This is a genomic window from Alcanivorax sp. (assembly GCF_040119285.1).
Lineage (GTDB): Bacteria > Pseudomonadota > Gammaproteobacteria > Pseudomonadales > Alcanivoracaceae > Alcanivorax.
Map to the genome: position 1 here is coordinate 1 of NZ_JBEDTY010000010.1, position 25,271 is coordinate 25,271.

At 54.6% G+C, this 25,271-nt stretch carries 22 protein-coding genes and 1 pseudogene; 5 read left to right on the forward strand and 18 right to left on the reverse strand.

The genetic code is table 11. The features are described from left to right. Nucleotides 1-121: pseudogene (locus tag ABNH10_RS03555) on the forward strand (IS3 family transposase); the annotation flags it as partial. On the opposite strand, the gene ABNH10_RS03560 reads toward ABNH10_RS03555, so the two are convergent. From ABNH10_RS03560 to ABNH10_RS03620, 13 genes are all read right to left on the reverse strand, one after another. Continuing rightward, a complete protein-coding gene (locus tag ABNH10_RS03560; RefSeq protein WP_349384767.1) occupies nucleotides 95-2,203 on the reverse strand; it encodes a DEAD/DEAH box helicase in 2,109 nt (702 codons plus the stop codon). The pseudogene ABNH10_RS03555 and the gene ABNH10_RS03560 sit on opposite strands and share 27 nt — an antisense overlap. 3 nt (nucleotides 2,204-2,206) lie before the next feature. Beyond that, nucleotides 2,207-5,431 carry a DNA methyltransferase gene (locus ABNH10_RS03565; protein ID WP_349384768.1) on the reverse strand — a complete coding sequence of 1,075 codons (3,225 nt, stop codon included), beginning with the start codon at nucleotides 5,429-5,431 and terminating at the stop codon, nucleotides 2,207-2,209. A 61-nt stretch (nucleotides 5,432-5,492) separates the two neighbouring features. Continuing rightward, nucleotides 5,493-8,381, reverse strand: coding sequence for an SNF2-related protein (locus tag ABNH10_RS03570; RefSeq protein ID WP_349384769.1), 2,889 nt, complete (start codon nucleotides 8,379-8,381; stop codon nucleotides 5,493-5,495). Continuing rightward, a complete protein-coding gene (gene mads1, locus ABNH10_RS03575; protein ID WP_502877112.1) occupies nucleotides 8,378-8,569 on the reverse strand; it encodes a methylation-associated defense system helix-turn-helix domain-containing protein MAD1 in 192 nt (63 codons plus the stop codon). The genes ABNH10_RS03570 and mads1 overlap by 4 nt, the downstream gene beginning before the upstream one ends. A gap of 60 nt (nucleotides 8,570-8,629) precedes the next feature. Beyond that, nucleotides 8,630-11,269, reverse strand: a complete 2,640-nt coding sequence (locus ABNH10_RS03580) for an AAA family ATPase (protein WP_349384771.1) — start codon at nucleotides 11,267-11,269, stop codon at nucleotides 8,630-8,632. Further along, nucleotides 11,266-12,390 carry a metallophosphoesterase family protein gene (locus ABNH10_RS03585; protein ID WP_349384772.1) on the reverse strand — a complete coding sequence of 375 codons (1,125 nt, stop codon included), beginning with the start codon at nucleotides 12,388-12,390 and terminating at the stop codon, nucleotides 11,266-11,268. Before ABNH10_RS03585 ends, ABNH10_RS03580 begins: the two co-directional genes overlap by 4 nt. Nucleotides 12,391-12,598: 208 nt before the next feature. Continuing rightward, on the reverse strand, nucleotides 12,599-12,982 hold the full coding sequence (locus tag ABNH10_RS03590; protein ID WP_349384773.1) for a hypothetical protein: 384 nt from the start codon (nucleotides 12,980-12,982) through the stop codon (nucleotides 12,599-12,601). A gap of 68 nt (nucleotides 12,983-13,050) precedes the next feature. Beyond that, on the reverse strand, nucleotides 13,051-13,704 hold the full coding sequence (locus tag ABNH10_RS03595; RefSeq protein WP_349384774.1) for a hypothetical protein: 654 nt from the start codon (nucleotides 13,702-13,704) through the stop codon (nucleotides 13,051-13,053). Between the two features lie 215 nt (nucleotides 13,705-13,919). Then, nucleotides 13,920-14,369 (reverse strand): hypothetical protein, encoded by a 450-nt coding sequence (locus tag ABNH10_RS03600; protein WP_349384775.1) that lies wholly within the window; start codon nucleotides 14,367-14,369, stop codon nucleotides 13,920-13,922. A 1-nt stretch (nucleotide 14,370) separates the two neighbouring features. Next, complete coding sequence (locus tag ABNH10_RS03605; RefSeq protein ID WP_349384776.1) at nucleotides 14,371-14,673, reverse strand: hypothetical protein; 303 nt, start codon at nucleotides 14,671-14,673, stop codon at nucleotides 14,371-14,373. A gap of 173 nt (nucleotides 14,674-14,846) precedes the next feature. Next, entirely contained in the window at nucleotides 14,847-15,263 is a 417-nt protein-coding gene (locus ABNH10_RS03610) for a hypothetical protein (RefSeq protein WP_349384777.1), read from the reverse strand. Nucleotides 15,264-15,342: 79 nt separating this feature from the next. Next, the gene (locus ABNH10_RS03615) at nucleotides 15,343-16,101 is read right to left on the reverse strand and encodes a PP2C family protein-serine/threonine phosphatase (RefSeq protein ID WP_349384778.1); all 759 of its coding nucleotides are present in this window, start codon (nucleotides 16,099-16,101) and stop codon (nucleotides 15,343-15,345) included. A gap of 54 nt (nucleotides 16,102-16,155) precedes the next feature. Beyond that, entirely contained in the window at nucleotides 16,156-18,258 is a 2,103-nt protein-coding gene (locus ABNH10_RS03620) for an AAA family ATPase (protein ID WP_349384779.1), read from the reverse strand. 112 nt (nucleotides 18,259-18,370) lie between these two features. On the opposite strand from ABNH10_RS03620, the gene ABNH10_RS03625 reads away from it, so the two are divergent. Next, the gene (locus ABNH10_RS03625; protein ID WP_349384780.1) at nucleotides 18,371-18,973 is read left to right on the forward strand and encodes a hypothetical protein; all 603 of its coding nucleotides are present in this window, start codon (nucleotides 18,371-18,373) and stop codon (nucleotides 18,971-18,973) included. A 36-nt stretch (nucleotides 18,974-19,009) separates the two neighbouring features. Next, nucleotides 19,010-19,603, forward strand: coding sequence for a hypothetical protein (locus ABNH10_RS03630; RefSeq protein ID WP_349384781.1), 594 nt, complete (start codon nucleotides 19,010-19,012; stop codon nucleotides 19,601-19,603). On the opposite strand, the gene ABNH10_RS03635 is transcribed toward ABNH10_RS03630, so the two are convergent. The 3 genes from ABNH10_RS03635 to ABNH10_RS03645 all read right to left on the reverse strand — a co-directional run bounded on the left by ABNH10_RS03635 (nucleotide 19,554) and on the right by ABNH10_RS03645 (nucleotide 22,188). Then, nucleotides 19,554-20,294 carry a hypothetical protein gene (locus ABNH10_RS03635; protein WP_349384782.1) on the reverse strand — a complete coding sequence of 247 codons (741 nt, stop codon included), beginning with the start codon at nucleotides 20,292-20,294 and terminating at the stop codon, nucleotides 19,554-19,556. The genes ABNH10_RS03630 and ABNH10_RS03635 overlap by 50 nt on opposite strands. Before the next feature lie 348 nt (nucleotides 20,295-20,642). Then, entirely contained in the window at nucleotides 20,643-21,188 is a 546-nt protein-coding gene (locus ABNH10_RS03640; RefSeq protein WP_349384783.1) for a hypothetical protein, read from the reverse strand. Continuing rightward, a complete protein-coding gene (locus tag ABNH10_RS03645; RefSeq protein WP_349384784.1) occupies nucleotides 21,181-22,188 on the reverse strand; it encodes a helix-turn-helix transcriptional regulator in 1,008 nt (335 codons plus the stop codon). Before ABNH10_RS03645 ends, ABNH10_RS03640 begins: the two co-directional genes overlap by 8 nt. Before the next feature lie 127 nt (nucleotides 22,189-22,315). Between ABNH10_RS03645 and ABNH10_RS03650 the strand changes: the two genes are divergently transcribed. Beyond that, entirely contained in the window at nucleotides 22,316-23,038 is a 723-nt protein-coding gene (locus ABNH10_RS03650; RefSeq protein ID WP_349384785.1) for a hypothetical protein, read from the forward strand. A gap of 67 nt (nucleotides 23,039-23,105) precedes the next feature. Next, entirely contained in the window at nucleotides 23,106-23,750 is a 645-nt protein-coding gene (locus ABNH10_RS03655; protein ID WP_349384786.1) for an FtsZ/tubulin family protein, read from the forward strand. A 53-nt stretch (nucleotides 23,751-23,803) separates the two neighbouring features. On the opposite strand, the gene ABNH10_RS03660 is transcribed toward ABNH10_RS03655, so the two are convergent. Next, nucleotides 23,804-24,280, reverse strand: coding sequence for a hypothetical protein (locus ABNH10_RS03660; RefSeq protein ID WP_349384787.1), 477 nt, complete (start codon nucleotides 24,278-24,280; stop codon nucleotides 23,804-23,806). Nucleotides 24,281-24,349: 69 nt separating this feature from the next. Then, nucleotides 24,350-25,267, reverse strand: coding sequence for a hypothetical protein (locus ABNH10_RS03665; RefSeq protein ID WP_349384788.1), 918 nt, complete (start codon nucleotides 25,265-25,267; stop codon nucleotides 24,350-24,352). Between the last annotated feature and the right edge of the window lie 4 nt (nucleotides 25,268-25,271).

A 25,271-nucleotide genomic window follows, 5' to 3' on the forward strand; every position in this document is an offset into this window, starting at 1 on the left:
GGCAAGGGCTGACGTATTTAATTATATCGAGCGGTTCCACAACCCAAGAAGGCGGCGCAAGGTTGCAGCTCAAGATCGCAAGTTTACCGCCTTTTTAAAACCGTCCGTGGAAACGGGGTAGAACCCCCTTGAGCCGCTGACCAAAGTCGTATGTGACTGTCAGCGGAACAGTGAAGACTTGCTTCTGATCATTGCGGGGCAGCTCTTCTTCTTCGAGGAACTTCCGGAATCGCTCCATGAAGTCTGCTTCGATGCCGAAAACATTCAGGGTCTCTACGTACTGGATAAGACCCGGTTGATGAGTGGGTGTGGCAAAACCACTACGCTGGAGCGACCAGTCATAGCCTTTTAGCCGGACGCCGCGCCCGAAAAGCTGGATAATCTGGGCGCCTTCACTCTTGCCCACATGCATTAGCCCGAGCGTGCTGACACGCCAGCAGTCCCACCCCTCAACAAAGCGCTTGGAGCCGATGAGCAGGTTCAGCGGGGAACTGGACAGGTTGATCTGCCCGAACATGGCCTCAGCAAACTCCGATTCGAGAACCGCGACGTTATCGAACTGCTGATAAGCGATATGAGCCGCCAAACCGGATGCGTCGCCGACATTGATGAGCCCGAAAGCCTTTTCGGCCTGGCCGACACGCAGCATGATTTCGTTTTCATCACCCTTGATCCGTGCGATCGACAACTCGCCACCGGCCCGGTTCTGGAACAGTTTGTCGAGGATGTCACGGAACAGATCGCTGGCCTCCCAGCCCTCCCGCTGCTTGAGCTGCTGCAAGTAGACGAACCCACCGGCGAAGATGTCGCCGCCGTTCTCGTCGAGCAGGCCCGTTTCCTGTGCGTTGCCGGTGAGTATACGTTCAATCTCGGCGGCCGACGTTCCCTCGCTCTTCAGGAACTTCGCGATGAAGGCAAGAATCTTTCCTACGTCAGAAACTGTGGCCTTCTCGGCCTTGGTTCCGGTGGCCTTGGTCACGCTAGAGCCGACGAAAACCCAGAGCGGCTTCTCGATGTTGTAGGGCGTGTAGACGTCATGCTTGTCCTCATAGAGCTTCAGTTGCTGATAAAAGCTAAGAAGGCATGCCGTCAGGTAGGAAAACTCAAGCTGGGAGAAGGTCCGAGGTAGGTTGAAGATGCGGTAATCCTTGCCGTAGCCGTCCTCATAGAAGTACCGGTACGAATAGTCGAACAGGATCGTCTTCGCGTAGGATGCCTCGATTTCCGGGCGCTTTGCCGCTGAAATGGCCTCTTTCAACGTCGCCGAATACTCGAAGACGAACCCTTTCTCTGATAGTCGCGCACGGCTTCGGAACCAGCCGCGCTCTTCCTGGCTTCCCATGCCGCGATGGGCTTCGTCGACGAGCAGCAGGTTCTGGTCGCCGAGATTACGCGTCGCGATGACGTTGGGCCCGTCGGTGTCTCCGAGCTTGGTCACCTCAGTGTAGTCTACCTGGCGCAGCCCATTCTTGCCCGAGGACAGAAGATCGCCGCTGTCCGTGAGCAGGCGCGACGCGACGATATTACTGCCCTTCATCTCGCGTTCGTGTTGCAGGGAAAGCTGCTCGTTCGGCGTGATCAGCACGGTCCGCGTCAGGTCGTGTTTGAGCGCCGATTTCGCCGCGTAGTGCCGGAACTGCAGGAAGTTAACGTGCATCAGCAGCGTCTTACCCGAGCCCGTGGCGTTCTGCAGGCAGAGCTTGTTCAGGTCGTTTAGCTCGTAGGGTGTGATCCCCGTCTCGTAGCCCTGATCGGTCCAGTACTGGTTGAAGGTGTCGATATAGGCGTTCAACGCATCGAGCAGAACCGCACGATCGGCGAAGAACCGGTCGAGGTAGATCTCGGCGAACAGCAGCGAGAGCCACTGATAGTACTTCCAGACGATCGGACGGTCGCGCTTCTCGTTGATCGCCAGCGTGTGGCTGACGATGTTGTGCTCGTAGCGCAGCAGGTCGGCCCGCGTGATCTGGGCGCCCGCCTGCAGATGGACGTCCAGCGCCCTGTAGAAGTGGTGCAGGTTCTCGGACGTCATGCCCTCCGGTGCGTCCTTCAACGTCTTGGCCAGCGGCTGGACCGGCCGGAGGGTGCGCTTGCCGTCCTTGTGGTCCTTCAGGGGATCGAAACCGAACAGGCTGACGATCCACTGATTGAGTACCAGCTTGTGGCTGAAGGGAAGCAGCTTTTGTTTGAGTTTTTTTGCCATCGGTCAGCCCTCCACGTCCCACATTGCCTGGTGGAAGGCTTCCTCGATCAAGCGCACCTTCCAGGTCTCCTCGGCCTTGCGAAGGTTGGGCAGATTGTTGGAGCCGTTGACGTAGATCACGTCGAACTCGGCGTCCTGCGCGGCGAGGCGGTACTTCCGGAACCACTCGTCCAGCATCAAGTTGTCCTGCTCGAGATCGCCGGTGAGTTTGCGCCAGACCACCAGCACCTTCTCCCGGTCGTTGTGATCGCCGGGGGTGCGCAGGGTGTAGCCCTCAACTTTGCGAAAGCGCCAGGCACCGTCGTCTGCCTCCTTCAGGGTGCCGTCGAGCATCAGCCGGGTGTTCGTGTCCTCCGGCAGCTCGGGGTCGACCTCGCGCTTGAAAGCCGCGTCATAGCCGTGCCATCGGTCTATGTGCTCGACGTGCAACCCAATTAGCCAATTGAAAGTCTCAATGAGATCAACACGCTTCTCAACAAACTCGTCGGTGCCTGGCTTTTTCAAACTCAGCCTGTAGCCCCTTGGGTCTGAGAACTCCTCGATATTCAGGAGTGACGGACTACCCTTGGTTTCAAAGTCGAGCCAATATCTGAGCATATAATCGCGATAGAAGTCGGCTTCCGTCGCCCAGCCCTCCGGCTCCCGGAAAGTCAGGTTGTTGAGAACGTCCTCGTAAGATTCCAGTCTGACATGTTTTATGGCCACGCTCACACCAGAATTCCGACCAGTTGGCTTCCCATCGCGCCAGCTATCCGCGTAGGCGGCCTTCAACACCCGGGGTTTGGTGACCAAATCAAAATACGATCCCATTTCTGCAAGAATGAACTTAAGGTTTTTCCCTTGCTTACGCCGCAAATTGAGAACAGCATGAGCCGTCGTACCCGATCCGCCAAAATAGTCTAATACAACTGGATTGGTGCTATCTTCAGTAGCAATGGAAACGCATCTCTCGACAAGTTTTATGGATTTAGGAAAGTCGAAACGCTTTTCTCCGAGCATCGAAATCAGAAGCGTGTTGCCGTAGTTTCCAGCATCGTAGTCGCCCCCCGCCCACACTGTCTTGGGGACAGTTTTCTCATGCGTTAAAAATAAATCGAGTTGGCCATCGATCTCAAGAACTGTCACACGGCTGAGATTCTCATGGATTGAGTCAAGGCCGAAGTTCCAACGGCGCTCAACCCCGTTCTGGTCCACTGGCCATATTTCAATCTCTCCGCTATCGAGCACGACGTTTTTCCCTTCAGGGTGGAAATCGTCACCCGGGACCTCGCCTACCCGCGTGATCTCCCCACCTTTTACAAAGATTGGATAGAAAGAGAGTCGGCGCTCTGTTCGCAGAGAATTTTCACCCCAACGCCTCATTTTCCTAGGCGTTTCATTTTCCTCCAAGGAGCGCGCAATCACGCCCTTCTCGTCTCGCTTGGTCAGAAATAGGGAATATTCGTGAACACGATTGAAATCCTTTGTGATAGAGCCCTTCGGATTATGAACGACCGTGACCTTCGTAAGACGGTGATCGGGAGCAACGTCTTCAAGTATTTTGGATAGATTGACCATCTCTGCATCATCGATTGCGATAGTCTTCACCCCCCTGTCTTCAAGAAAGTCCATTGAAAGCAGCAATCGATCTTGCATCAGAGATGCCCAAGATGAGTGCTTGTAGGCATTCTTATATAGGATAGGCGTTGAGTTTGTATTGTAAGGCGGATCAATATAAACGTGCTTGATTGATCGCTTATACTTTTCCCGCAGGGCATTAAGTGCCTGAAAATTCTCTGAATGAATCAGAAGTCCATCATAATCGCATCCAAACTCAGCGAGTTTCTCAGATATATCGTCTGAGAAGTGAGCAGTATCGACCAGTAGGTTAGTATTCTCCTGAAGGAATTTTTCTGTCAACGGGGAAGAATACCCTTCGATTTCATCTATTGCATACAGACGAACCCACTCAGCGCGCTGAGCGTCATTCTTAGCGATATCGGCGTAAAGATCGGCCGGGATACGATCGAGAGTGATGCAGTATTGAGTATCAACGACAAACTTTTTCTTCAGCCACAACTTCTTCTGGAAATTCTCAAGCTGGGCGAGGAAGTCGATCAGGTGCTGTGCAATGCGGCGCAGCACCTTAACCTTGGCCAGGTAGGCTTCCACTCGCGGCGCATCGGCGGACTCAATGTCGTCCAGCCGCATGACCTCGTTCTTAATGTAGAAATCCAGCTCGCGCCGCAGGAACCCGCCCAGATCCTTGTGGATGAAGTAGTCCATCGTGTTCCGGCCGGTGTACTGGACCAGGTACTTCTCCAGCAGCGTCCGATCCTTCTCGGCTTCGGTGGGCGCCGGGGTCATCAGCGCGGTCTCGTAGTCGTCTGCGCCGTCCAGATTGGGCAGCAGCGCCTTCACTTTCTCGGCCGCCTCTGCGAGGCGCTTCTTGCGCCAAGTGCCGTCTTGACCGGTCTTTTCGGGGTCCGGGCGATACTGAAACTGAATCACCAGCTCCGGCTCGCCGGTGTCGCCCATCTCGAGCTTAACCGGCTCCGGCTCGTGGATAATGAAGTAGCGTTCGGTCTGCTCGGATGCCTTGACGTTGTTGTGCTCCCCCTCGGACGCTGAGACGATCCGGCAGTGGATCTTGAGAGGCTTCTGCTCGAACAACTCGCCGTGGGCTTCCTTGAACTCCTTCGCCTGGGTCGGATCGAAGGTGAAGTTAGTCAGGTACTCAGACGTCTTGATGTAGTACTGGTCTCTGTTGGCCCAGTGCAGGTAGACCTCACGCCCATCGTAGGGGATGGCGTAGGGAGCCGCCTTTCCATCCGTCTCGCGCGCGAAGTAGCGGCGGCTCATAAAGTCGCCGTTGTCGTAGTAGCGTTCGAAGAAGCGGTAGAGGTGATCGTAGACGTCGCCCTCATTACTGCCGCTCTCCTTGGCCGCATCCCAAGCTGCCTTGGCCTTCTTGACGGGCTCGGTCACACCGGGATCCGGCGCGCCGTATTCGATGGCCTGCTGACGCGCAGCCTCATACTCCGCCTTCGCCTCTGCAGTCCGGGCTTCATCCGCTTCGCCGAATGCCTCGCGGACGATACCAAGCAGGTCCTCCTCGAGAAAGTTTGTCACCTGATCGGCCTTCGCATGCATGATCCGATAGAAGCCAAAGTCAAGGTCCGGCTGGTCGAGCTGGAATAGCTCCTTGAGCAGGCGGGTCAGTTTGTCGTAGGCGGGGTTCTGGCTCATGCTCGGGTAGTCCTTGTCATGTTTCCGTGGAGTGCTTGATTCTGATTATTGCTGCTATTTGTCATACGACGGACCATCGCAGTGTAAACAACTGCTCGCTCCGCTGATCACGGGCCAGACGCTTTTCCAGTGCGGCGATAAGGTTGTCGCGCTGTTCTTCGATTTCGTCTTCCACTTTGAAGATGTCGCGACGTTGCTTGCGCTGGCGCTGTTCCAGTTGCTTCAGGCGCTCCTGGATATCGTGCTGTTCTTCCAGGGTTTCAGCCTGACGGGCCTGCCGGCGCAGCGCCTTGATCTGCTCTTTGGTGTCCCTGAGTGACTTCTCGGCAGCCATAACCTTGTCCTCTGCCCATTGTTCCAGTCGCTCGCGTGCCGCATTGAAGTGCTGGCTATTGGCCTCCAGCGAGCGATTGGCAGTCGCTCGCTGGTGCTGCGCGAGCTCGTCGGCCACTCGTTTTTCTACGTCGGCAGGCAGCTCGATTTTGCCGATATCTTCAGCAGCGACGTTGAACAATTTGGTACAAGTCTCATTGTCCAGTGATCGGCCGTCGTCGTCGATGCCAGAGAACAGCAGGTATTCCTCCGTTTCGAAAGACTCAATGGTCAGCCGGGCCAGGGTCAGCCAGCCGGATCTACCCTTGAGTGCTTCCACCAGAGCAATGCGCCCGGGGTGGGCGGTGATGTTAAAGCGCAAATCCGCTGGGGGCGTCGGCTGCTGCTTGGCCGATTCGATGACATGCTCACCCAGCGGGTGGGAGAGGCGGTACAGGTAGTAGCCGTAGTCCGGCGAGCCGCCCTGCTCACCACTGCGCGTCTTGGAAATCAGGTGATAGCGGCCGGGCCGTATTTCCGTAGAAGGCGGCTCATGGAGATCGAAGGCCAGGCTGGCGTCGTCAAAGTGGGCGCGGTGATCCAGTATGTGCCCGGTGACCTGCCAGAAACGCTGGCCAACGTGGTCGAGCTGCTCTTGGGCGTCTTCCAGCCGCAAACGCAGGCGAGCGTGTACATCTTCGTCGAAGTGTTCCAGCAGCGTCTGTCGGGTTTCTTCTATGCGGCTTTTGATCTGCTCGTCCAGCTCTTCCTGGAGTTGGCGAAAGGCAGCCTCAATCTCTTCAGGCGTGCGGCACTGCTGGTATATGGCCAGAATGCGCTTTTCAAAGTCCACTCCGGATTCGAGCTGGCCGAGGACTTCGTCGGATGCACCAAACAGGCCGTTGAACAGACTGAACTTTTCCGTCAACAGCTCGTGGACGCGCTGGTCGGCCTCGTTGCGCTCGTTGAGGAAGTTGACCACGATGACATCGTGCTGCTGGCCGTATCGGTGACACCGGCCAATGCGCTGCTCGATCCGCTGGGGGTTCCAGGGCAAGTCATAATTGATCACCAGCGAGCAGAATTGCAGGTTGATGCCCTCCGCCGCAGCCTCAGTGGCGATCATGATCTTGGCGCTATCACGGAAGTGCTCCACCATCGCCAGGCGAGCATCGATTGCCCGGGATCCGGTGGCACGGCCGCTTTCCTGATTCTCGCTGACCCAGTTGTCGTAGATGGCCTTGGCTTCAGGACCGGCATTGCTGCCATTGAACAGGATTACCTGCCCGGCATAGCCGTTCTGCTCCAGGTAGGCCTTCAGGTAATCCTGAGTGCGCCGGGACTCTGTGAATATCAGGGCTTTTCCCCGCGCTCCCATGCCAGACATCTCACGAAAGCCCACATCAAGTGCAGTCAGCAAAGCCCGAGACTTGGCATCTACTCCGATGGCACGAGCGGCTTTTGCCAGGCTGTCCACTTCACTGATTTCATCGCGGAGCTTCTTCGGGTCAGGCCGATTGCCCTGTTCGTGCGCCTCCCCTTCTCCAACGTCTTCCGGCGGGAGCCATTCGTCCAGCAGCTCGGCTTCCATTTCCTCGAATTCGACCAGCTGACCACCCCAATCGAGCTCTATCTGTTCACTGTCACGCAGATCAATGAGCCGATCACGCAGACTCTCTAGTGTGCCGGCAATGGCACTTGAGCTGGAAGCCAGCAACTTGCGCAGTATCAGCACAATAAGGTGGCGCTGCCGATCCGGGATGGCATACGTGTTCTCCCGCTGGAGAAACTCGGAGATCCGATCGTACAGTTTCTGCTCAGAATCACTTGGCCGGAACGGCTGGGTAAAGGCGCGACGCTCTGTATAACGCACATATTCCAGCACTTCTTGCCGAAGGGTTCGCTTACAGAAGCCCGCCAGTCGCTGACGGAGGCCTGCGAAATCGCCGCCGGCGTTGACATACTGGGAGCGGAAGGAATTGGGATCGCCAAAGATGTGATCGTCAATCAAACTGGCCAGACCATACAGCTCCATCAGGCTGTTCTGCATCGGCGTGGCCGTCAGGAGCAGCTTGCGACGCCCTTGCGTTGCCCAGCGAATCGACTGCCCAACCTTGTTACTCGGCCGATAGGAATTGCGTAACTTGTGGGCTTCGTCAATAACGACGTGGTCCCAAGGCACCATGCGCAAATCGTCCTGCATCCTGGCGGCGTAATGATAGGAAACCAGGATAACGGCCTTCTGCTCGAATGGCCGCGGTTGGCCCTGCTGCTGAAACTGGCTGTAGGCACGAGAATCCATAACCATAGCCGGGAGGTTGAACTTTTCCTGAAGTTCCGTAGCCCACTGCTTGCGGATAGCCGCCGGACAAATCACCAGCAGGCGCCGGCGGCGTTCAGCCCAGCGCTGACACAACACGATGCCCGCCTCGATGGTCTTACCTAAGCCGACTTCATCCGCCAAAATCACGCCTTCTGAGAGCGGCGATTGCAGAGCAAACATGGCCGCTTCGATCTGGTGGGGGTTAAGATCCACCGACGCGTCGAATAGCGACATAGAAAGCTGATCCGCCGAGCCGGGTGGCGCCTGTCGGGTCAGCTCATGGGCGTAATATTTGGCGTGATAGGCGGTTATCAATTCTGTTGCCCCCCGGCTTCTTTTTTCTTGTCAGCGATCCATCGCTCCATATCTTCCCTGCGGAAGCGCCACGCCCCTCCGACCTTGAACCCCGGCAGCTTGCCATCGGCGGCTAGCCGGTAGGCTGTCTTCTCGGCCAACTTCAGGTACCCGGCGACCTCCTTGAGGGTCATAATGTCGTCTAGCATGATCATCTCCGCTGCAGGCCTGAGAGAATAGGGGAAAATTGAGGAGCCCGATACCCGTCCCTATACGCTCTTCAATGCCTCCATGCTCTGGGCGGCCACCCCCAGATCCCGCCAGTTATCCGGGTGGCAGGTAAACAACAGGATCTGGTGACGCTGGGCGGCATCGTAAAGCACGCGTTTCATGGCTTTCAGACGCTCGGCATCGCTGTGGACCAGGGCGTCATCCAGGATGATCAGGGTTGGCTTGTTGGCCTCCTGCAGGAGATCGGCATAGGCCAGTCGGCTGATCAGGGCCATTTGTTCCCGTGCGCCGAAGCTCAACTCATTAAACTGCCCCCGCTCTTCCCCACCGTGGCCCTGGCGGACCAGCACTTCCGGGATGAGGTTTTCATCCACATTCAGGGAGGCCTCCGGGAACAAGAGTTGCAGGTAGTGGTTCAGGTGTTTCTGCAATGGGGCCTGGAGTTGGCGCGTGAGCTCCAGGCGATGCTCTGTGAGACGGGCTAGCAGGAAGTCCAGGGCGTTGGCGTGGCGTTCGAGCTCCCTTCTTCGGCGGGTTGCCCGGTCCAGCTCGACTTTCAGCTCTGCGCTTTGCTCTTCCAGGCCTTCCGCGCCGGCTGACTCCAGGCGAGCCTGCAGCTGGATTAGCTCAAACCGGCGCGACTCTTCCTGTTTTTCAGCCGCATCTGCGCTTTTGGTGAGACGCTGGACATCCTGTTTGAGGGCAGCCGGGTTGGCCTGCTTAATCTGTGCTTCACGCTCTGCAAGCTGGTCGCTCAGGCGGCGCTCGTTGGTTCGCAGCTCGGCCAACTGTTCGCCCGCCTGCTTTTCACGCTGTTTGCGGTCCGGGGCCTGCAGTTCATTGCTGAGGCGCTCCCACTCTTGCCGGGCACGGTTCAAGGCCTGCTCCGCCAGCAACAGCTCACTTTTCAGCGTTTGATTTGCGGCTTGCGCCCCTGCAAATGCCTCTGCGGCGGATTCCAGCTGAGCCTCGGCACGGGAAGGGGACGGGCTGTCTTCATCTTGCTCTGGTAACGCCTGAATTTGCGGGGCGAGCGCATCTTTGCGCGCCTGTTTCAGCTGCAGCTGATCAGACAGGGCTTCCAACCCCTCCGGTGCCAGCTCCTTGAGGACGGATTCATCCTGCTGGATGGCTTGCTCCAGTGCCTGCAGCTGCTTTAGTTGCTCTTCTGCCTCAGCCAGGGACGTGACTCGCAGCCGGGTCAGCAAGCTCTCCTGCTGGTCGGTCAGGCTCTGCTTGGCCCTGGCGATCTCGGCCACATCCTCGCCCCCCGGCAACACCCGCAGGGTGCCGACGCCTTTGATGGCTAGCTCGCCTGGCTCAATCAACAGATGCTCGCTCTGCCCTGCCAGGCTCTGTCCATCCAGGGTAACGCTGTGATCATCGGTCAGGTCGAATTGCAGCCGGGTTGCCACGGCATCCTGCTGAATGGCGAGGCGATCCAGCGCTGAGACGACCTCTTTTAGCCGCTGAACAGTTTGCGGATCGATCTGCAGGGATTGCTGCTTTTGGCGGTTTTCCAGAAGTGAGCCATGAAGTGCTTTCGCTCGTTCAAGTTTGCTCTTGTCATTAACCAGCTCGGCCTCAATGCTTTCCAGCTCGCGGACCAGCTCCTTGCGTTGCTGGTGCTGCTGGGCCAACTTTAATGCCTTGCGGGCGGCCTCGTGGGCCTGCTTGGCTTCTTCGAGTTCCGCTTCACTGGCAGGCTTGCGCGCCTCAAGGTCCGCTTGCTGCCGTTCTGCGGTTTTCTTTTCGTCCTCGCGGCGTGCCAGATCCTGCTGCTGGCTTTGGAATCCGGCCAGTAATTCGAGAGTGGTCTGAATACTGGTTTGGCAATCTTTGAACGTCTGCTGGTCCCGGTCTTGCTCTCTCTGCCAGGACTCGACTTCATTCAACCGGGCTTGTGCTTCTTTGGCTTGCTGACGATAGGTTTCCCAAAGGCGCTCTATTTCGGCCTGGGACTGCTCTTCTCTCAGTTGGCCCAGCCGATCTACCTGCTGGCGGTATTGCTGGATGCGATCCTGCAGTGCGTCAAACTGCTCCTGCAGCGTGTCCGCGTCGGTAATGGCTTTGGCATAGTTGCCTGTGGGTTTGCCGGTTGTGGTCAGCAGCTTGGCTCTCTCTGCCGTCACTTGGCTGATCAGCTCATCGCCCGTGCTGCTGGTGACTTCGCCCAGGTTACCGCCAAGGGCGGCTTTCAGGTGCTGGCCGGCATGCTCTACCGAGGCCTGGATTTCCTGGCCTGAGCCTTGCTCAACCCACAGCAAACCAGGAATTCCCCAGTGCTGTTGCTTGCTTGCCCCTTTCGCTGCGAATTCATAGCCCAACAGGCTGGAAAGCTTTTCTTCGGCGTCATCGCCACTATAGGGCGCACCATCTACGGTCAGGTCACAGCGCTTCTTTTTGAGGAAGCTCTTCACCAGTTTCCAAGACTGCTCCTCCCATTCGAAGTCCAGCTCCACAGTGGGCACGGCTGCTGAATCACCCCAGGGCTGCAGATCCTCCACGCTGGAGGACTTATGGCGCTCAAAGAAGGCCGCACGAATGGCACGTACCAGGGTGCTTTTGCCGGATTCATTGGGGCCAGTAAACAGGTTGATACCTGCTTCCAGGTCCTTGATTTCCACGGGGGCGCGGAACTGGCGGAGTTGTTCTGCCTTGAGGCGTAGCAATTTCATGCGTCACCTCCCTGGGCCTGTTTCTCCAACAGAATGGAGGCGAGGATGGCCATGGCATCTCTGGCGACCTCGCCGCCCTCACCCTCCTGCTGGTCACGGAGCTCGGCGATCACGTCGCCCACATAGCCATCGGCATGAAGGGCGGCGATATCGTCTTCCGTGGGCTGCAAGCTCAGGCCTGAAAGGTCATAACCCAGGCTGCGGAAACGGGCTTCCGCTACCGACAGGGCCCGCTCCAGCTGCTGTTTGCCCAGCAGGCTGATTTCACCCTCCAAACGGAGTTCGACCACAGCCTGTTCGGGCTGCCCCTCAATCCTGGCTATCAACTGCTCCAGATCGGATGAGACTGCCAGTCGCTCTTTCATCTGGATCCAGGGATGCTGACCGATCGACCGAATTTCTACCTGAGGCTCTGCGCCAACCTCCGGGATCTGGACCATCAATACATTGCCGGGATCATTCCCTTTAAAGCGATCTTGCTCCGGAGTGCCGCTATACCAGGTGCGAGGATTGATCTGTTTGGTACCGTGCCAGTCACCTAAAGCAAGAAAATCCAACTTTGCTGATTGATAACGCTCTGGGGAAATCGGATTGGTGGCATTCTCGTCTTCCGCCAAAATGCCCTGCACACTCCCGTGCGCCAAGCCGATACGCAGCAAGCCGTCTGTAGTCTCGGCATGATCAAACCACTCCGTCAGATCAGACATGGTATGCCGCTGAGTCAGAGGCGCCGGCAAAATGGCAAAGCCAGCGTCACCGAATTCCATCACCTCAGCCGTGAGGGCCAAGTGGGCATTGGCGGGAACCGCCTCCAGCCGCTGCGCGCGCGTCCAGACGCTTTCGGCCAGAGCCGCATCGTGGTTACCGGAAATAAGAATCCAGGGGCCAGTATACGCGGCCATGGCATTGAACAGTCGGCGAATGGTCCGATCTGACACCATCTGGGCATCAAACACATCCCCGGCCACCAGAACGGCATCGACAGCTTCTTCGGCCGCCAAATTAGCGATGCGCTCAATGACGGAAATACGAGCCTCGGCCATCGCCACCGCATCATCCGGTGCAAAGCTGGCGTACTGGCGACCTACTTGCCAGTCTGCTGTGTGGAGAAATCGAGGCATTGTGGTTCCTGTTGGGTGCGGCCCTAATCTTTATTGATCTGCTTCTACAGAAGGGAACTGTGCGTTTTTCCAGTGATGCAGAGCACTACACCATGGACGGGCTCTAAATTTGATTACTCATGGGGAGTCCGGATAAGCCTGATATTCATGGCATACTTTGCCCCTAACTTGATAAAACCGGCAACCATCCTTACTTTCATAAACCAGTTCAACGCTTTCCGCTTCCATGTCTTCCCCGCAATCCCAGATGGTCCGAGGCAGTCCCGCATATTTTAAATTCATCAGGAATACGGCTAATGATGGGTGCTATCACCCCGACAGCATCACCTCGAAACTCGTCATGACTGGATAATCGAAGTGACCTTGGCTTGCCATCTGGTATTGAAAGTATTCTTTGTTCTACCGCGCACTTTCTAACTTCCCTAAATATTTCTTCACTCCAACCCAAAGCTTTCTTTAATTCAGCAACGCTGACCTCTCCTCCATAGGCATCCCTGATAACTTTTCTCATCAGCCAGCATCCATCGGTCAAATTCAACCCTGATTTGTCAAACCGGCTAAACCCCGCGATTCCAGACATCTTTTTACTCACTAGATTCTCATCGGATGCATTCATGCTAACCACGCTGTTTGAATAGTTACGTTGATCTAACTTAGGCCTTAATGGACGACCGGATAACTCGCCTCTCCCCACAGGGTATTCGGGCCATCCATCATGATCTCGATTACCGCCGGCACCAGTTCGCCCATGATATTCACGCAGTCGCGGATCTGGTCGCGGTTTACGCTGCTGTTCCAGGTGGCGCCGCCGTGGACCATCTGGTTGCGCAGGGTATAGATGCGGCTGAGTACGATGGCCAGCAGGCGCGGGGTGTCCTGCTGGGCCAGGGCATGGTTGGCAGCTTTTTTGGCGGATTCGAAGCTTTGTTTCCACTGGTCTTCGGTTTTCTGCCCTTTCTGGTGATCCCAGAAGCAGGAAAACACGTAGGGGTTATCCAGCAGTACGCGGATGGCGCTGGGGTAAGCATCCCACACCAGCTTGTTCAGGCGGTGGTTGCTGTCCAGTGACTGGAGCTTTTCCAGGAAGGCATTGAAGGTGCGCTGTTCGCTGAGGCCTTCGCGATCATCGATTTCCGTGGCATAGGCGGCGTTGAAGGCGATCCACAGGAAGATGAAACGGCTGTCCGGGTCGTCTTCCAGTTCGGCGCGATTGAGCCAGCTGAGGGCGCGGTGGACGCGCAGGCCCAGGTTGTCCGGGTAGCTGTCGCGCTCCTGGCGTTGCCTGGCTTTGAGTGTGCTGTAGTTTATTCCCATCTTTCTCCCTTCCCCTAAATGACATCATTTTGATGTCAGCTGGCCATCCTGGCTCACTGTGAAGCTTGTTCATTTTTATTGTGAACAGTATCACATTACGACAAGAATCCTAGTGCTCTATTGGTGCTTTTTTATGAGCACCCCATCAGGCAAGGCTCTGATGCCTACGGGGGTTTCGGCTCGACGGTAGGCGACTGGCGCCTCGACCGAATCACCTACAGCGGCTCCGTTATCTCGAACTGCCGAGCGTCCAGCTCCAGAGGCGCCTTGTCGTAACTGAATTCGAGCACCTGCTCCAAGTAGATCGCCATGAAATCTTGTATGGAACCCAGGGTTTCGTATTGATACACGTGCCGGAATTCATGGGAGAAGAGCTGAGCGGATTCGCAGCCTTTGACGATGTAGATAGAGTGACCGAAGGTGATGCCCATGACCTGTCCGCTGAACATCCCGACACTTTTGGCAATACGATAGATTACCGGGTCTTCCCTGAAGGGGATTTCGTCAACCAACATCACTCGAATCCTGTTTGGATCCTCCACTCCCACACTCCTTGCCATATCCGCGCCTGCATCATTCAGCTCTACGCCTTCGACCTGAATGAGGTCATGGTGTTTTTTAGCCCAGGCCGTGACACGAGGCAGGAAGTCCCTGAGATTGTTCATGCTACGCTCCCGAATTAGTGTTCAGGAGCGCCTGGGCCTGCCTGACCAGATCCGCATCTTTGCGGCCGAACACCAACTCCACGGCAGTAAAAGGGTCGGAGGCCGTTTTGCCTGTGCGGTACAGATCGAGAAAAACCGCCGGACTGACTTTTTCCAGCGGGATTGCCTCACCAATCCAAGCCATCATGTCGGCCTTGCAGGCTTCGCAGTACACCAGTGCGCGCCCCGCATTCGCCCCCTCCTCATAGAGAACGGTCACCAGACTCAGCCCTTCCCGGTTGCCGCAGCGGGAGCAATTCACCATGTTGATTCGCCCTTGTTGGTTGAAGGCCGACAGGGTGTCCTGAACAGCCTTACGACTTCTTCTACGATACAGACAGAATATTTACCGAGTATCGGCATGTCGATACTGGCTACATGAACATGTCGCTTTTCAGCATGTGTCGTGTTTTCGATCATATCGCCCTGCATTGGCTGCTATTTATGTCCTATCCATGCTCCCTCAATAACAACCGGGTCTGGATCATCGGCCAGAGAAGGTGCCCACGCCACGTCTCTCCATCTCTCTGCGTTGGGGTCGAAAGGGTTTGCAGGGTCCCACCGCGGTCTCTTTCTGTTGTACATAAAGAAGACGATTTTCGCATTCATTAGACGACCGTAAAGTGCGGACGCTTCTGCTGTGCTCATCCGGTACTTCTCATTGAAAATCAGCTCATCACCATCAACGGGAGATTCTTCCCAGAATACCCACCAGTCATACTTGTAATGCGCAGGAATAGAGTGAATATTGTTGCCGTACATCCACCAACACAACGACACATTGGACATTTTCTGATACCGCTCAATATCAGCAAACCTGATGATTCTGCAAGGCGAACACTCGCCATCATTCATACTTGCTTCTCCATTCATTACCCCCTTTCCGGGGGACGACCCTGACCTCTTCGATCCAAACGGGTTTATGTAAGATGATTCAGGGGCATTGCCGAACAAACAGGATCGACAGGTTGTCCGGCACCCCCGCCTCAATCACTGCTTGCCGCCATCGGTCTACCTGATCCGCTGCTGGCAGGTCGGCTTGATACAGTTCGCGGATCGTCCCATCGCCGATGGCATCATGCAGCCCATCGCTGCAGAGCAGCAGGCCGGCGCCTTCCTCCAATTCTGACGCCTGAAAATGCAGCGCAAAGCCGTACTCTTCGGCATCGGCCGTCAGGCAATGTGCCAGCCCTTGATACATCTGGGCGTATTCGACGCCTTCTTCGGGAATGACTTCTCCGCTGGCAATCAGCGCATTGAGGATGGTGTGATCCTCGCTTAGCTGGCGGCATTCACCCTCAGGGCTGAAGAGATAAGCGCGGCTATCGCCCACGTTGACGATCTCGCAGCGGTTCTCCGTGACTCTGGCAGCCACCAGGGTTGTTGACGAGCCATGGGTGTCACCGCCAGCATATTTGTCTGCCAACTGATCCTGTATTTTGCGAACCTGCTTACCGGTAAGGCGTTCGTGGCTTCCAAAGCGTGACAAAGCCTCAACGACAAACCGGCTGGCCCGGGCGGGCCGGGTACTGGCCGCCACGCCGTCGGCCACGGCCAGTAACACGGGCGCTTCGCCAGTGTGACTGCGAACATGGGCATTACGGGTTTGCAGGATGGACTGCCCGGTCCAGATGGCGTCTTGCTGCTGACGGGAGGCGCCGCCGCTATGCTGGGTGTAGCCGATATCTAACATTGACTCTCCATCACAGTGGAATCAGGAAAATGTAAAGTGACAACGTCACTGCACTTAATGCAGTGACGCCATGAATCCAATGGGCTGTGAAGGCTGTTTTTTGTAGCGCAGGCAGTCGCGCAGCATATCGACCAAGCCACCCACATCTGGCGGCTCCCTGAGTACCCGGATGCGACGATAAATAGCAGCAAAGTCCCCCGGGGTGAGCATATCCATACCTTGCAGCATTTCTCGCTGAGCGTTTTGACTTGGCAGTTTGATGCCGTAGGCGTCTGCCAGATCCTTGAACAATAATAGCGCCCCGCCCTCATCCAGGCAGTCAAAGCGCACGACAAAGTCGAAGCGGCGCATGGCGGCCTCATCCACCCGCTCCAGCAGGTTGGTAGTGGCGACGAAGATGCCATTGAACTGCTCCAGGGACGCCAGGAACTGGTTGACGTGAGAGACTTCCCAGCTGCGCTCCGCGTTATGGCGGCTACCGATGAAGCTGTCAGCCTCGTCGATTAGCAGTACCGCGCCTTCCCGCTCGGCCTGCTCGAAGGCCCTAGCAATCCGCTTTTCCGTTTGCCCCACATACATGCCCAGCAGATCTGATGCCTGGCGAACCATCAGCGGGCGGTGAATACGCTCGGCCAGCTCCCGACCCCAGGCTGTCTTGCCGGTACCCGGCGCACCATGCAGACAAAACCGCACCGACACCTCCGGGTTGATCTGATCAATCAGGGCCGCCACATTTTCTGATGCTCGCAGGCACTCCCCTCGCCAGGGCAGCCCCTTGTGCTTTTCCACTTTTAAACGCTCAGACACACCCATGGCCTGGAAGCGGGCATTGAGGTTATGTGTGACGAGGCTTTCTGTATCCCGCTTGTCGTCGGCGGCCAGACGGGAGAAGTGCAGGCTGCTATGCAGTACTGCGGGGGACAGCGATTCCAGTTTGATCGCTTGTTCCAGGAAACCTTCAGAGACCTGCTCACCGGCCATTGCCGCGCGGACTAGCCGTTCGCGTTGGGACGGCCCCGGGTTATCCATGTGCACCACATGGGTGAAGCGGCGCAGGAAAGCCGGGTCCATATCCACCCGGTTGGAAATCCAAATGGTCGGACGAGGGTTGTTTTCCAGCACACGGGTCATGCTGGATTTTTCTGTTTGCCGCCGGGATGGCATAAAGATACTGAACTGACTGTCGCAGAGACAATCCTCCGCTTCATCAAACACTACCAAGGTGCGGGGATCGTGTGCGATGGCTCTCTGGCAGCCGTTATAGCGTCCCATGCGTCCTTTCACGGAGAGTGCGTCACCCTCACGATCTTCTTCCGGCACAAACGCCATACTCATCTGCAGCGATTCACCAATCACTTTCGCCAGCTCGCTTTTCCCGGTTCCCGGTGGGCCATAGAAAAGCACATTGATGCCCTTCACTCCCTCCTGTACGGAGCGGGTCAGAAGGCGGGAGAGCATCGCGACTTCGTCCTTCAGCTCAGCATAGTCCTGCAGACCAAGATTGGCCTTGTCCGCTTCCCGATAAAACAAACTAATCAGGTGCGCGTCGGACGCATCCGGAACGTGCAGACTTTCGTGAAGTTCGTCCTCCACATCGATCATTCCCGACAGGTCCTTGCCGCTAAATCCTGACGTCATATTGACTCTAAGTAGCTGAGTGGTCCTTAGTACGCCACCCGGTTTCAGAGCGGCCTGGACATCCTGCTCCGGGATATCAACGATACGCGCCAGCAGACCGGCAAGCTGCCTCATGGAGCCACCCTTCACCAGGCAACAGGCATTGTTGAGCAGTTCACTGGAATCCTTGTAGCAGACAAAAACCAGAAGCCGGCGCTCCGCTTCCGTCAACGAAAGGCGCTGCCCCAGCTTGACCACGTTCTGATAGAGGTCGTCATCCGCCAGCAGCTTTCCAAGATGATGCTCACCGATTATCCCTTCCAGGGCCTGAGGCGGTCGACGCAAGCGGGCCTCCCGGGATGGAAGAAAGCCGAGCAGTTCAAGAATCTCATCGTTCTCAAATCGCTTTTCATGCCGACACCGGCCAGCACGCCATGCTGAGGAATACAAGAGGATCCGGGCAACCCAGTGGCGAATCAGCGAGGTGTTTTCCATGGCCCCAGTCTGCGTTGCGGAACCGTTATCCCGTTTGAAATCCATCCTCTTCCTCCTGACTTTGCGAATTTCACTATCTCTATAATAACCGCCAGTCACGTCATTTTTTGTCGCACCCTAAACAATAATGGAAGAAAGCATATGGACCGGGACAGTCATGGACACCGAAAAAGCGATACAGGCCCTTCAACAGGGCACGAGCCTGACAGACAGTATCTGTAACAACGCCATCATGGCCGCTTGCGCACTGGAACAGCGTTATTCCGGCCATACCCCACCGTGGCAGACAGACTATCCGCCCTTTGAGTTCTGCATGGATATGGATGCCCTGAGAGAGACGGTACTCATCCATAGCGAACGGTTTATTGACGTTTCACGCTGGTCAACCACTCATGACTTCAGGCCGTTGGATGAGATTGCCGCTATCAGGCATGAAGAGGAAGCTATGCCAGAACACAAGCAAAGCAGTCCGCTTTATCTCCTTGCCATTGAGATGCGAAATCCATGGGTGGTTGTTGACGATGCTCAGCTAGATATTGAAAAAAAACTGGCGGCAAACATGCTGTCTTTCCTCCGGAATCTGCTCTATCAATGGCCTTCGATATTCCCGTTTCAGAATCGGCTATTGGATAACTCTCTTTCATCCATCAGAGGCAGTATTGATGAACTCCTGTCCCTATCCGGGCACCCATTTACCGCTCTTACTCTTGCTTTCGCAGAGATGATCAACAATAGAAATCATGCATTGCAATCATCATGATTCAATAACTGCACAGAAAGCCTTAAGGATACAGGAATGCAAATAGCCGTCAGGGATACGCCGCCCGATGCACTCTCTTCATGCCCGGTCTTCATTTTTCTTGGCAATGATCTGCTAAGCCCACTGAGCATGACTGACCTTAGCGGAACTGCGTCATACATGGTCACTCATGCTGATCTTTCGCCAGCAATTCCTGGATTAACCACAATCACGGTCACCAACCCCCGAGATCTTTCTGCCAGACTTGAAAGCGCGACAGGCATTAAAGGTTCGGGATCGGTGAGTACGGTCTGTCTGATTATCGATATTGCTGCTGTTGAGGCGGTTCATCTTGGTGAGCACTGTCATAATGTGCTGGATGTAATGGGGGCAACCATAAATACCACACTGCTTCTACCCTTCCGGTTTGAACGGGAAGTGGAGTTTGGCAAAAGCATGGAGGTACTGAGCACACTGACAAAACGCCGGAAGCCCCCGACATTCATCGCCTACCCCGCGCCAGCACTGGTGACCAGAGGGCAAGAGCGTTATTTCAGGCAATGTCGTGACGCCCTCTTGGTCGAGCATCTTGATACTCTCATCACTCTGATGACACTGGAAAAATCCGGTGATGAACCTCCCACTCCTTGAGCCATCGCCACACTGCCTTGCGCATTCTGGAGTATTTCACATCGAGGGTTTGCTGGTAGTATCCGCTCTCCTCGCCAGTAATCAGCTCTGGTGACGCCATCATTTCGAAAGGGTATTTAGCGAGCCCCATTAAAGACGTAGCCTGCTTCTCCGCCCCCATGCCAGGGCTTGCCAGGCCAATGATGCTCCAGACTGTCGAGCGCGAATATTCACTAATGGCGCGTAACTGGTTGCCAACATCCAGGCTGTGATACTCATCCAGGTCCCAAACAAGCAGAACATGCCGTCCTTTTTTGCATGACCAGACCTGACCACAAAGATCCATACCCCTGGCGGGATTATAGGTAATTGAGTCATAACTCACGGATGGCATGTTCTTGCCAAGGCGCTTTCGGACGCGTTCATTGCAGGCAAATACCACCAATGGCGGCTCTGTTTGAATTACCTCGTTATCCGGCTGAACAGTGACATCATTGAGAATCACATGCGATAGCCAGAATGCCTCAACTGTAGGTTTGTGCTGATCCTCCAGACCATGGTAATCAGGTGACTGCCACACCCTCCGCAGAAGTGAATCCTTGATAAAGCCAAGCAGTTCTTCATGCTGCTTGGTCGCTTTTTTTGCTGCCACAGGAGGCGGCCTGAGTACACAAATGAAAGAATCAGGAGGCAAGAGCCAAGGAAAGCTCATCAGGGCCTCCAGCACCAGCCGCGACTCTTTGGAGGCATCGCAGATCACACGGGTTCGGTTGGGGTGGTATCGCCAGGGCAAACAGGACTGCCTGATATTCTCGATTATGCGGGGCAGAAAAGGGCCAGACCGGGGCAACCCTGGCTCTCGCTGTACATTTCCGTCAAGTGGGTCCAGGTTTAGCTGGGCAAACTCCATTGCGCCCTCTCCCAGATACACCGGATCTTCGACCTTGAAGGCCCTGCGGAAAAGGAAAGCGGCTTTTTCTGTGGCTTCCCGAGCGTTCGAACCAATTATCAGTAGCATGGCTATCCTCCTTGGTAGGAGGGTAGCCGTAAGGACGACAATTTATGTCGCAGGACCCCATAATAGAGAGACAGAAAGGCCTAGCTTTGCAGCAAGATAGTTTCTGGAAACGACCTCAAAACCGCTACTTTTCCATTTCTTTTGATAATCGATTGGCGCCTTTGAAATAAGAGAAACTTGCTTCCAAGTGCTTGGTATTTTCCCTACTCGATTGTTCATACCCAGAATCATCAGTGAGTAGAACTCAACACCGCTAAATGCGAGATCTTTTTTGGATGTCTTCAAGAAAGACTTATAATCTGAATCCGGTTTATTTTCCTGATCTTTTTGCGACACAAATCCTGCCCCCATCTCTATCACAGCAACAGGAATTTGTGATTCATAGATCAAAATATCAGATCTATGCTTTCCCTCGACATGAACCATAAACCCAAGAGCATCCAATTCGGCCGCAACTTCAAACTGAAAATACTTCTCAAACCCTCCCTGTGAGATCACAAAGTCCATCTTTCTCTTATTTTTGAAAAGCCGCTCGAAAGCCTTTTTGACGGCACCCTCAATGTCGGCTCTATATTTCATATCAGGCATACCTCTCAAACCCTCTTCCCAGCTCTAATTTTATCTGATTACGCAATTTAACCGGTTTGACCACTTCAACATTGGCCCCTAACCCCAAAATCCACCATTTCAGCTCTTCGGTATTCTGTACCTGCACACGTAGCTCCGTTACGCCAGGCTCGATTTCCTTCAAGATCTGGGTTTCATTGACCGGGGTTTCGTAGAGGTGATCGGCAGCCCGACCATAGAGTCGCATCACCAGATTGATGCTATCCCCATAGGGAAGATTCATGTTCCCTTCCTGTAGGTAGGCATCCAGATCGAATGTCGAGGCGCCTTCAACCTCATCATCGAGAACATGTACTTTGCGTAACCGGTGCAGCGCAAGGTGACGGTAATCCATGTAGCTCCAGAAGCGTACCACCAGGTAGCGCACAGCGCCTCGGTCCACCAGGGCATAGGGATGCACCAAATGAGGCTCATCCTTATCCTTGTACCAGATATTCATCTGCCGATTACGGTACAGGGCGTCATAGACCTGATCCGCAATGCCTGCTGACACTCGCGCCGGCTCCAGATGAAAACCTCGGGGGACATACGCCACCTTGTCGGACCAGTAGCGCTTTCCCATGGGGCGATGGCGCTCAAACCATTTCCTTGCCTCGTTGAATACTGGCTCCAGCTTGTCCAGCACGTCCTTGGCCATAAGTGGCGTCAGGTAGCGCGCCACCAAATCCCAGGTCGCTGCCATCTGTGCGTCCATGCCCGGAATGGACAGATTCTGTTTTTGAGCTACAGACCAGCCATAAGGCATAGCCTTATCATCACACTGGACCAGCGCTCCAAAAGCCTGGGATTCAGACAACTCCTTGAGATAGCGCTCAATGGAGCGGCGTGTAATGTCGTGCCCTTCACTGGTTAACCGCTGGTGGATCTCATTGCTGGTGATCTTATGCGGCGACCTTGGCAAGGCCTGCAGCAAGGCAATCACACGGTAGGTCTTATTACTAATGCTGGCGCTTCCTGCCATATCCAACTCCATGCTGTTGTCATTCTAATTTTTCAGATTATTACGACAGAAACTGACGCCCCTATCAAGATAATTGAAACACCGGACAGGAACCCGGACATCAAATCAATAAGCAGGAGTTTTCACCATGGGGAACAAGTTTTTTCGGATTGTGGGGGTTGCCAGCTACATCCTCGCAGCACTGGCACTGGCCGTGGCTGTTTTCGCCACTATTGCCAGCGGTAGCGCGTGGCTGACGGGTGTAGACGAAGATATACAGCAGCCAGAGATCGGCATGGAGGGCTATCGAGAACACGTTAGTCCCGTGGCTAAAAGTGACGAATCAGTGGGTCTCGGTGAGATCGACATAAAGAACCGGGAGGAGGAGAGCCGCGCCATTCAGGAACGCATCAATAACCTGGCCGTGCTGATCAATAAATATGCACGCCTGACCAGCCAGAGAAGCGCGAACAAGGAAGGTCTAGATAACTGGCTGCGTTCCCAGGCGGGCAACCTGTCCCATCAAGATTATCTGCGCTTTCTGGATAGTCTGGTCGATAGCTTTGAGGTTGACCTGGTCAATCCCGCTGAGGATGAAGACTCTTCGTTGCTCGTTACTAACATCCCCGGGCTGGAGAACGCCGACACCACCCACATTAACTGGGATAAATACCTGGAATGGTTTACCTGGGAGTACATTACTCGCTACCAAAGCGAACTGGCGCGCATTGAGCAAGAAAAGCTGGAGCAAGCTCAGGCCAAGGCAGGCTCCATTGCCACCTTGATCATTGCCGGCAGCGCTTTCGCTATCTTTGTATTCGCTACGGTGATTCTGCTACTGGTGCGTATTGAGAGCAATACGCGAGGTTAAGACTTACTCAGCCCGCCATACTGTGGCGGGCTTTTCCGGGCCGAAAATCCAGGACAGGGATATAATCATGTTCAAGCTACCGCCTATTGATTTTCATCTTCCAATAACCAGCAATTCACATTTAACAAGCCCTCCAGTACAGAACCTGGTGTTTCATGATGATGAAGCCTCTACAAAAATCGTTTATACAGGTGGCAGCGGGGATTCCGCTCTTGAGTCTTCCCTCGCTCACATCGCCAGCCCCTCCCCTTTTATCAAGATCAATCCTGACGATGAAATCCTCATGCCAGACCCTGAATATCGGATGAGTCCCTCGGTGCAGATAAACCAAGCCATCAGCAATCTGTGCCGACTGATACTGGAACCGGCGATGGTAGGCATAGATTATGCTGATATCACAACCATTCTAAGTCACTCGGGACAGGGAGCCTCTGTGTTTGGGCACTCCAGCCATTCAGCCAGCCAGGCTGCGTACAAATCGTTTAAGTCTTTGGTAGAAATGACGCCACCAACCAGGCTTCGTATTTCAAGCATGCTGGCAATAATGAGGGGCTACGATTTTGATCTGGAAGACTTTTCTAGTGTCGAAGATGTCGTCTCTGCTATTCCGTTATTGGATGATGACACGGATGTCATTATCGGAGTCATCAGTGACAAACGAATGAATGACAACATCGAAGTGAACATTATGGCGATTTGGCAGGAATGGTAGCCTTGTTAACGTCTAATCTTGCCTGCCAATTCACTTCGTTCATTTTAATAAAATTACTCGCCCCAAAATCCGATGCACGCGCTTTCAAGCGATCCAACAAAACTCCAGTTTCTAACCAACAATGATTCAGCACCTGCAATCGGTCCATCAATATGACGTCGATTTAACGCAGGTGCATGACTAAAAATCAAAATTGACTCTACTTGCTGTATCACTGCATCCGGGAGGTCAAGGGGCCCAAAGTGAACGGAAAGGTTGGTATGACTGAAGAACCTTCCTTTTTCATGCAGATGTTCCGCCAATCTTTTACTAAAACTCCGCGACTTATCATTCGCCTTGGTCTCGCCAATGTAGAGCAAAACATCTTTTCCATAGACTGGGTGGCGACCATATATCTGATATATTCCACAAGCACTCAGAAGCTCTACCGGGACGCTATCATCAAACTTATAGCGATCATTACTTCTGTCATATACGACATCAAATGGCCCTTCCCAATCGATATCAACGACCGTCAACTCTTTATTCATTATCATTTCCTTTTATTTTTTGTGACTATGTATCGAAGCCGGTTGCTATCCAATATTTTTTCGAAAAACCTAGCCCACCATCATAATCGAATCTCGTCGCTCTATCTTCAGCACCTCTCCCGTCCAGACAGCTTCACCACGCTTCTGTCGCCAGGAATCACCCTGATTCCATGTTTGAAAGACAATCTCTTCAATGATGTCCGCCACAAAGACTCTATCGCCAGGATTCAGATCTTCCGGGATCATGTAGGCAGCTAGCGGCGAGGAATTGCGGTCACTATCATGCTTAACATATATGGAAGGCCAATTTTTTTTGTCTTCGACATTTGGTGGCATAACCATACCGCGAAAGTCACTACCATAGATCAGCTCACCCGACTTGGGCGGCAGTGACACCCAGAATTTACAACCGACCTTGCTGGCATAATCCGCCTGCACGAAAAGCGGCCGATAGCCCCTGATTACGCCATGCTCAATGGCTGCCAAGGATCGGGCTGTCTGGATGATGGGAAGCCCGTTTTGCGTCAATCCCTCATATCCACATTCCCAGTCATCCTGCTTACTGTCATTTTGCTTGATGGTCAGTTCCGGATGGCCACTGCTGATGTGCAGGCAGATGTTCGGGTTAACCTGAACCAAGGCCCGTATCTGGTTTTCACTGAAGTGGTTGGCATTTAGGACGCATTTCTGGCAGGAGCCACAGTATTTCTTCAAGTAGTCTTTCGGGGTGCCACGCTGTCTTTTTTTCCAGTCCTGCCAACCTGGGTCATCCTCTATACCCTCCATATCACCCGACTGAGCCTTTAGAAAGTAACGCAAATCATCTTCACTTTGGGGCGCCGAGCTCTTCTCCAGTCTGAGCGGTTCATCCCACTTTTCCGTCATGGGCATGAGCTGTTTCCATTTTTTCGATAAGGGACAGGAGATCTGTTTTATCAATTCACCAGCATCGGTCTCCAAGCGTTGGTTTTCAGGATCGTATTGCATAGTT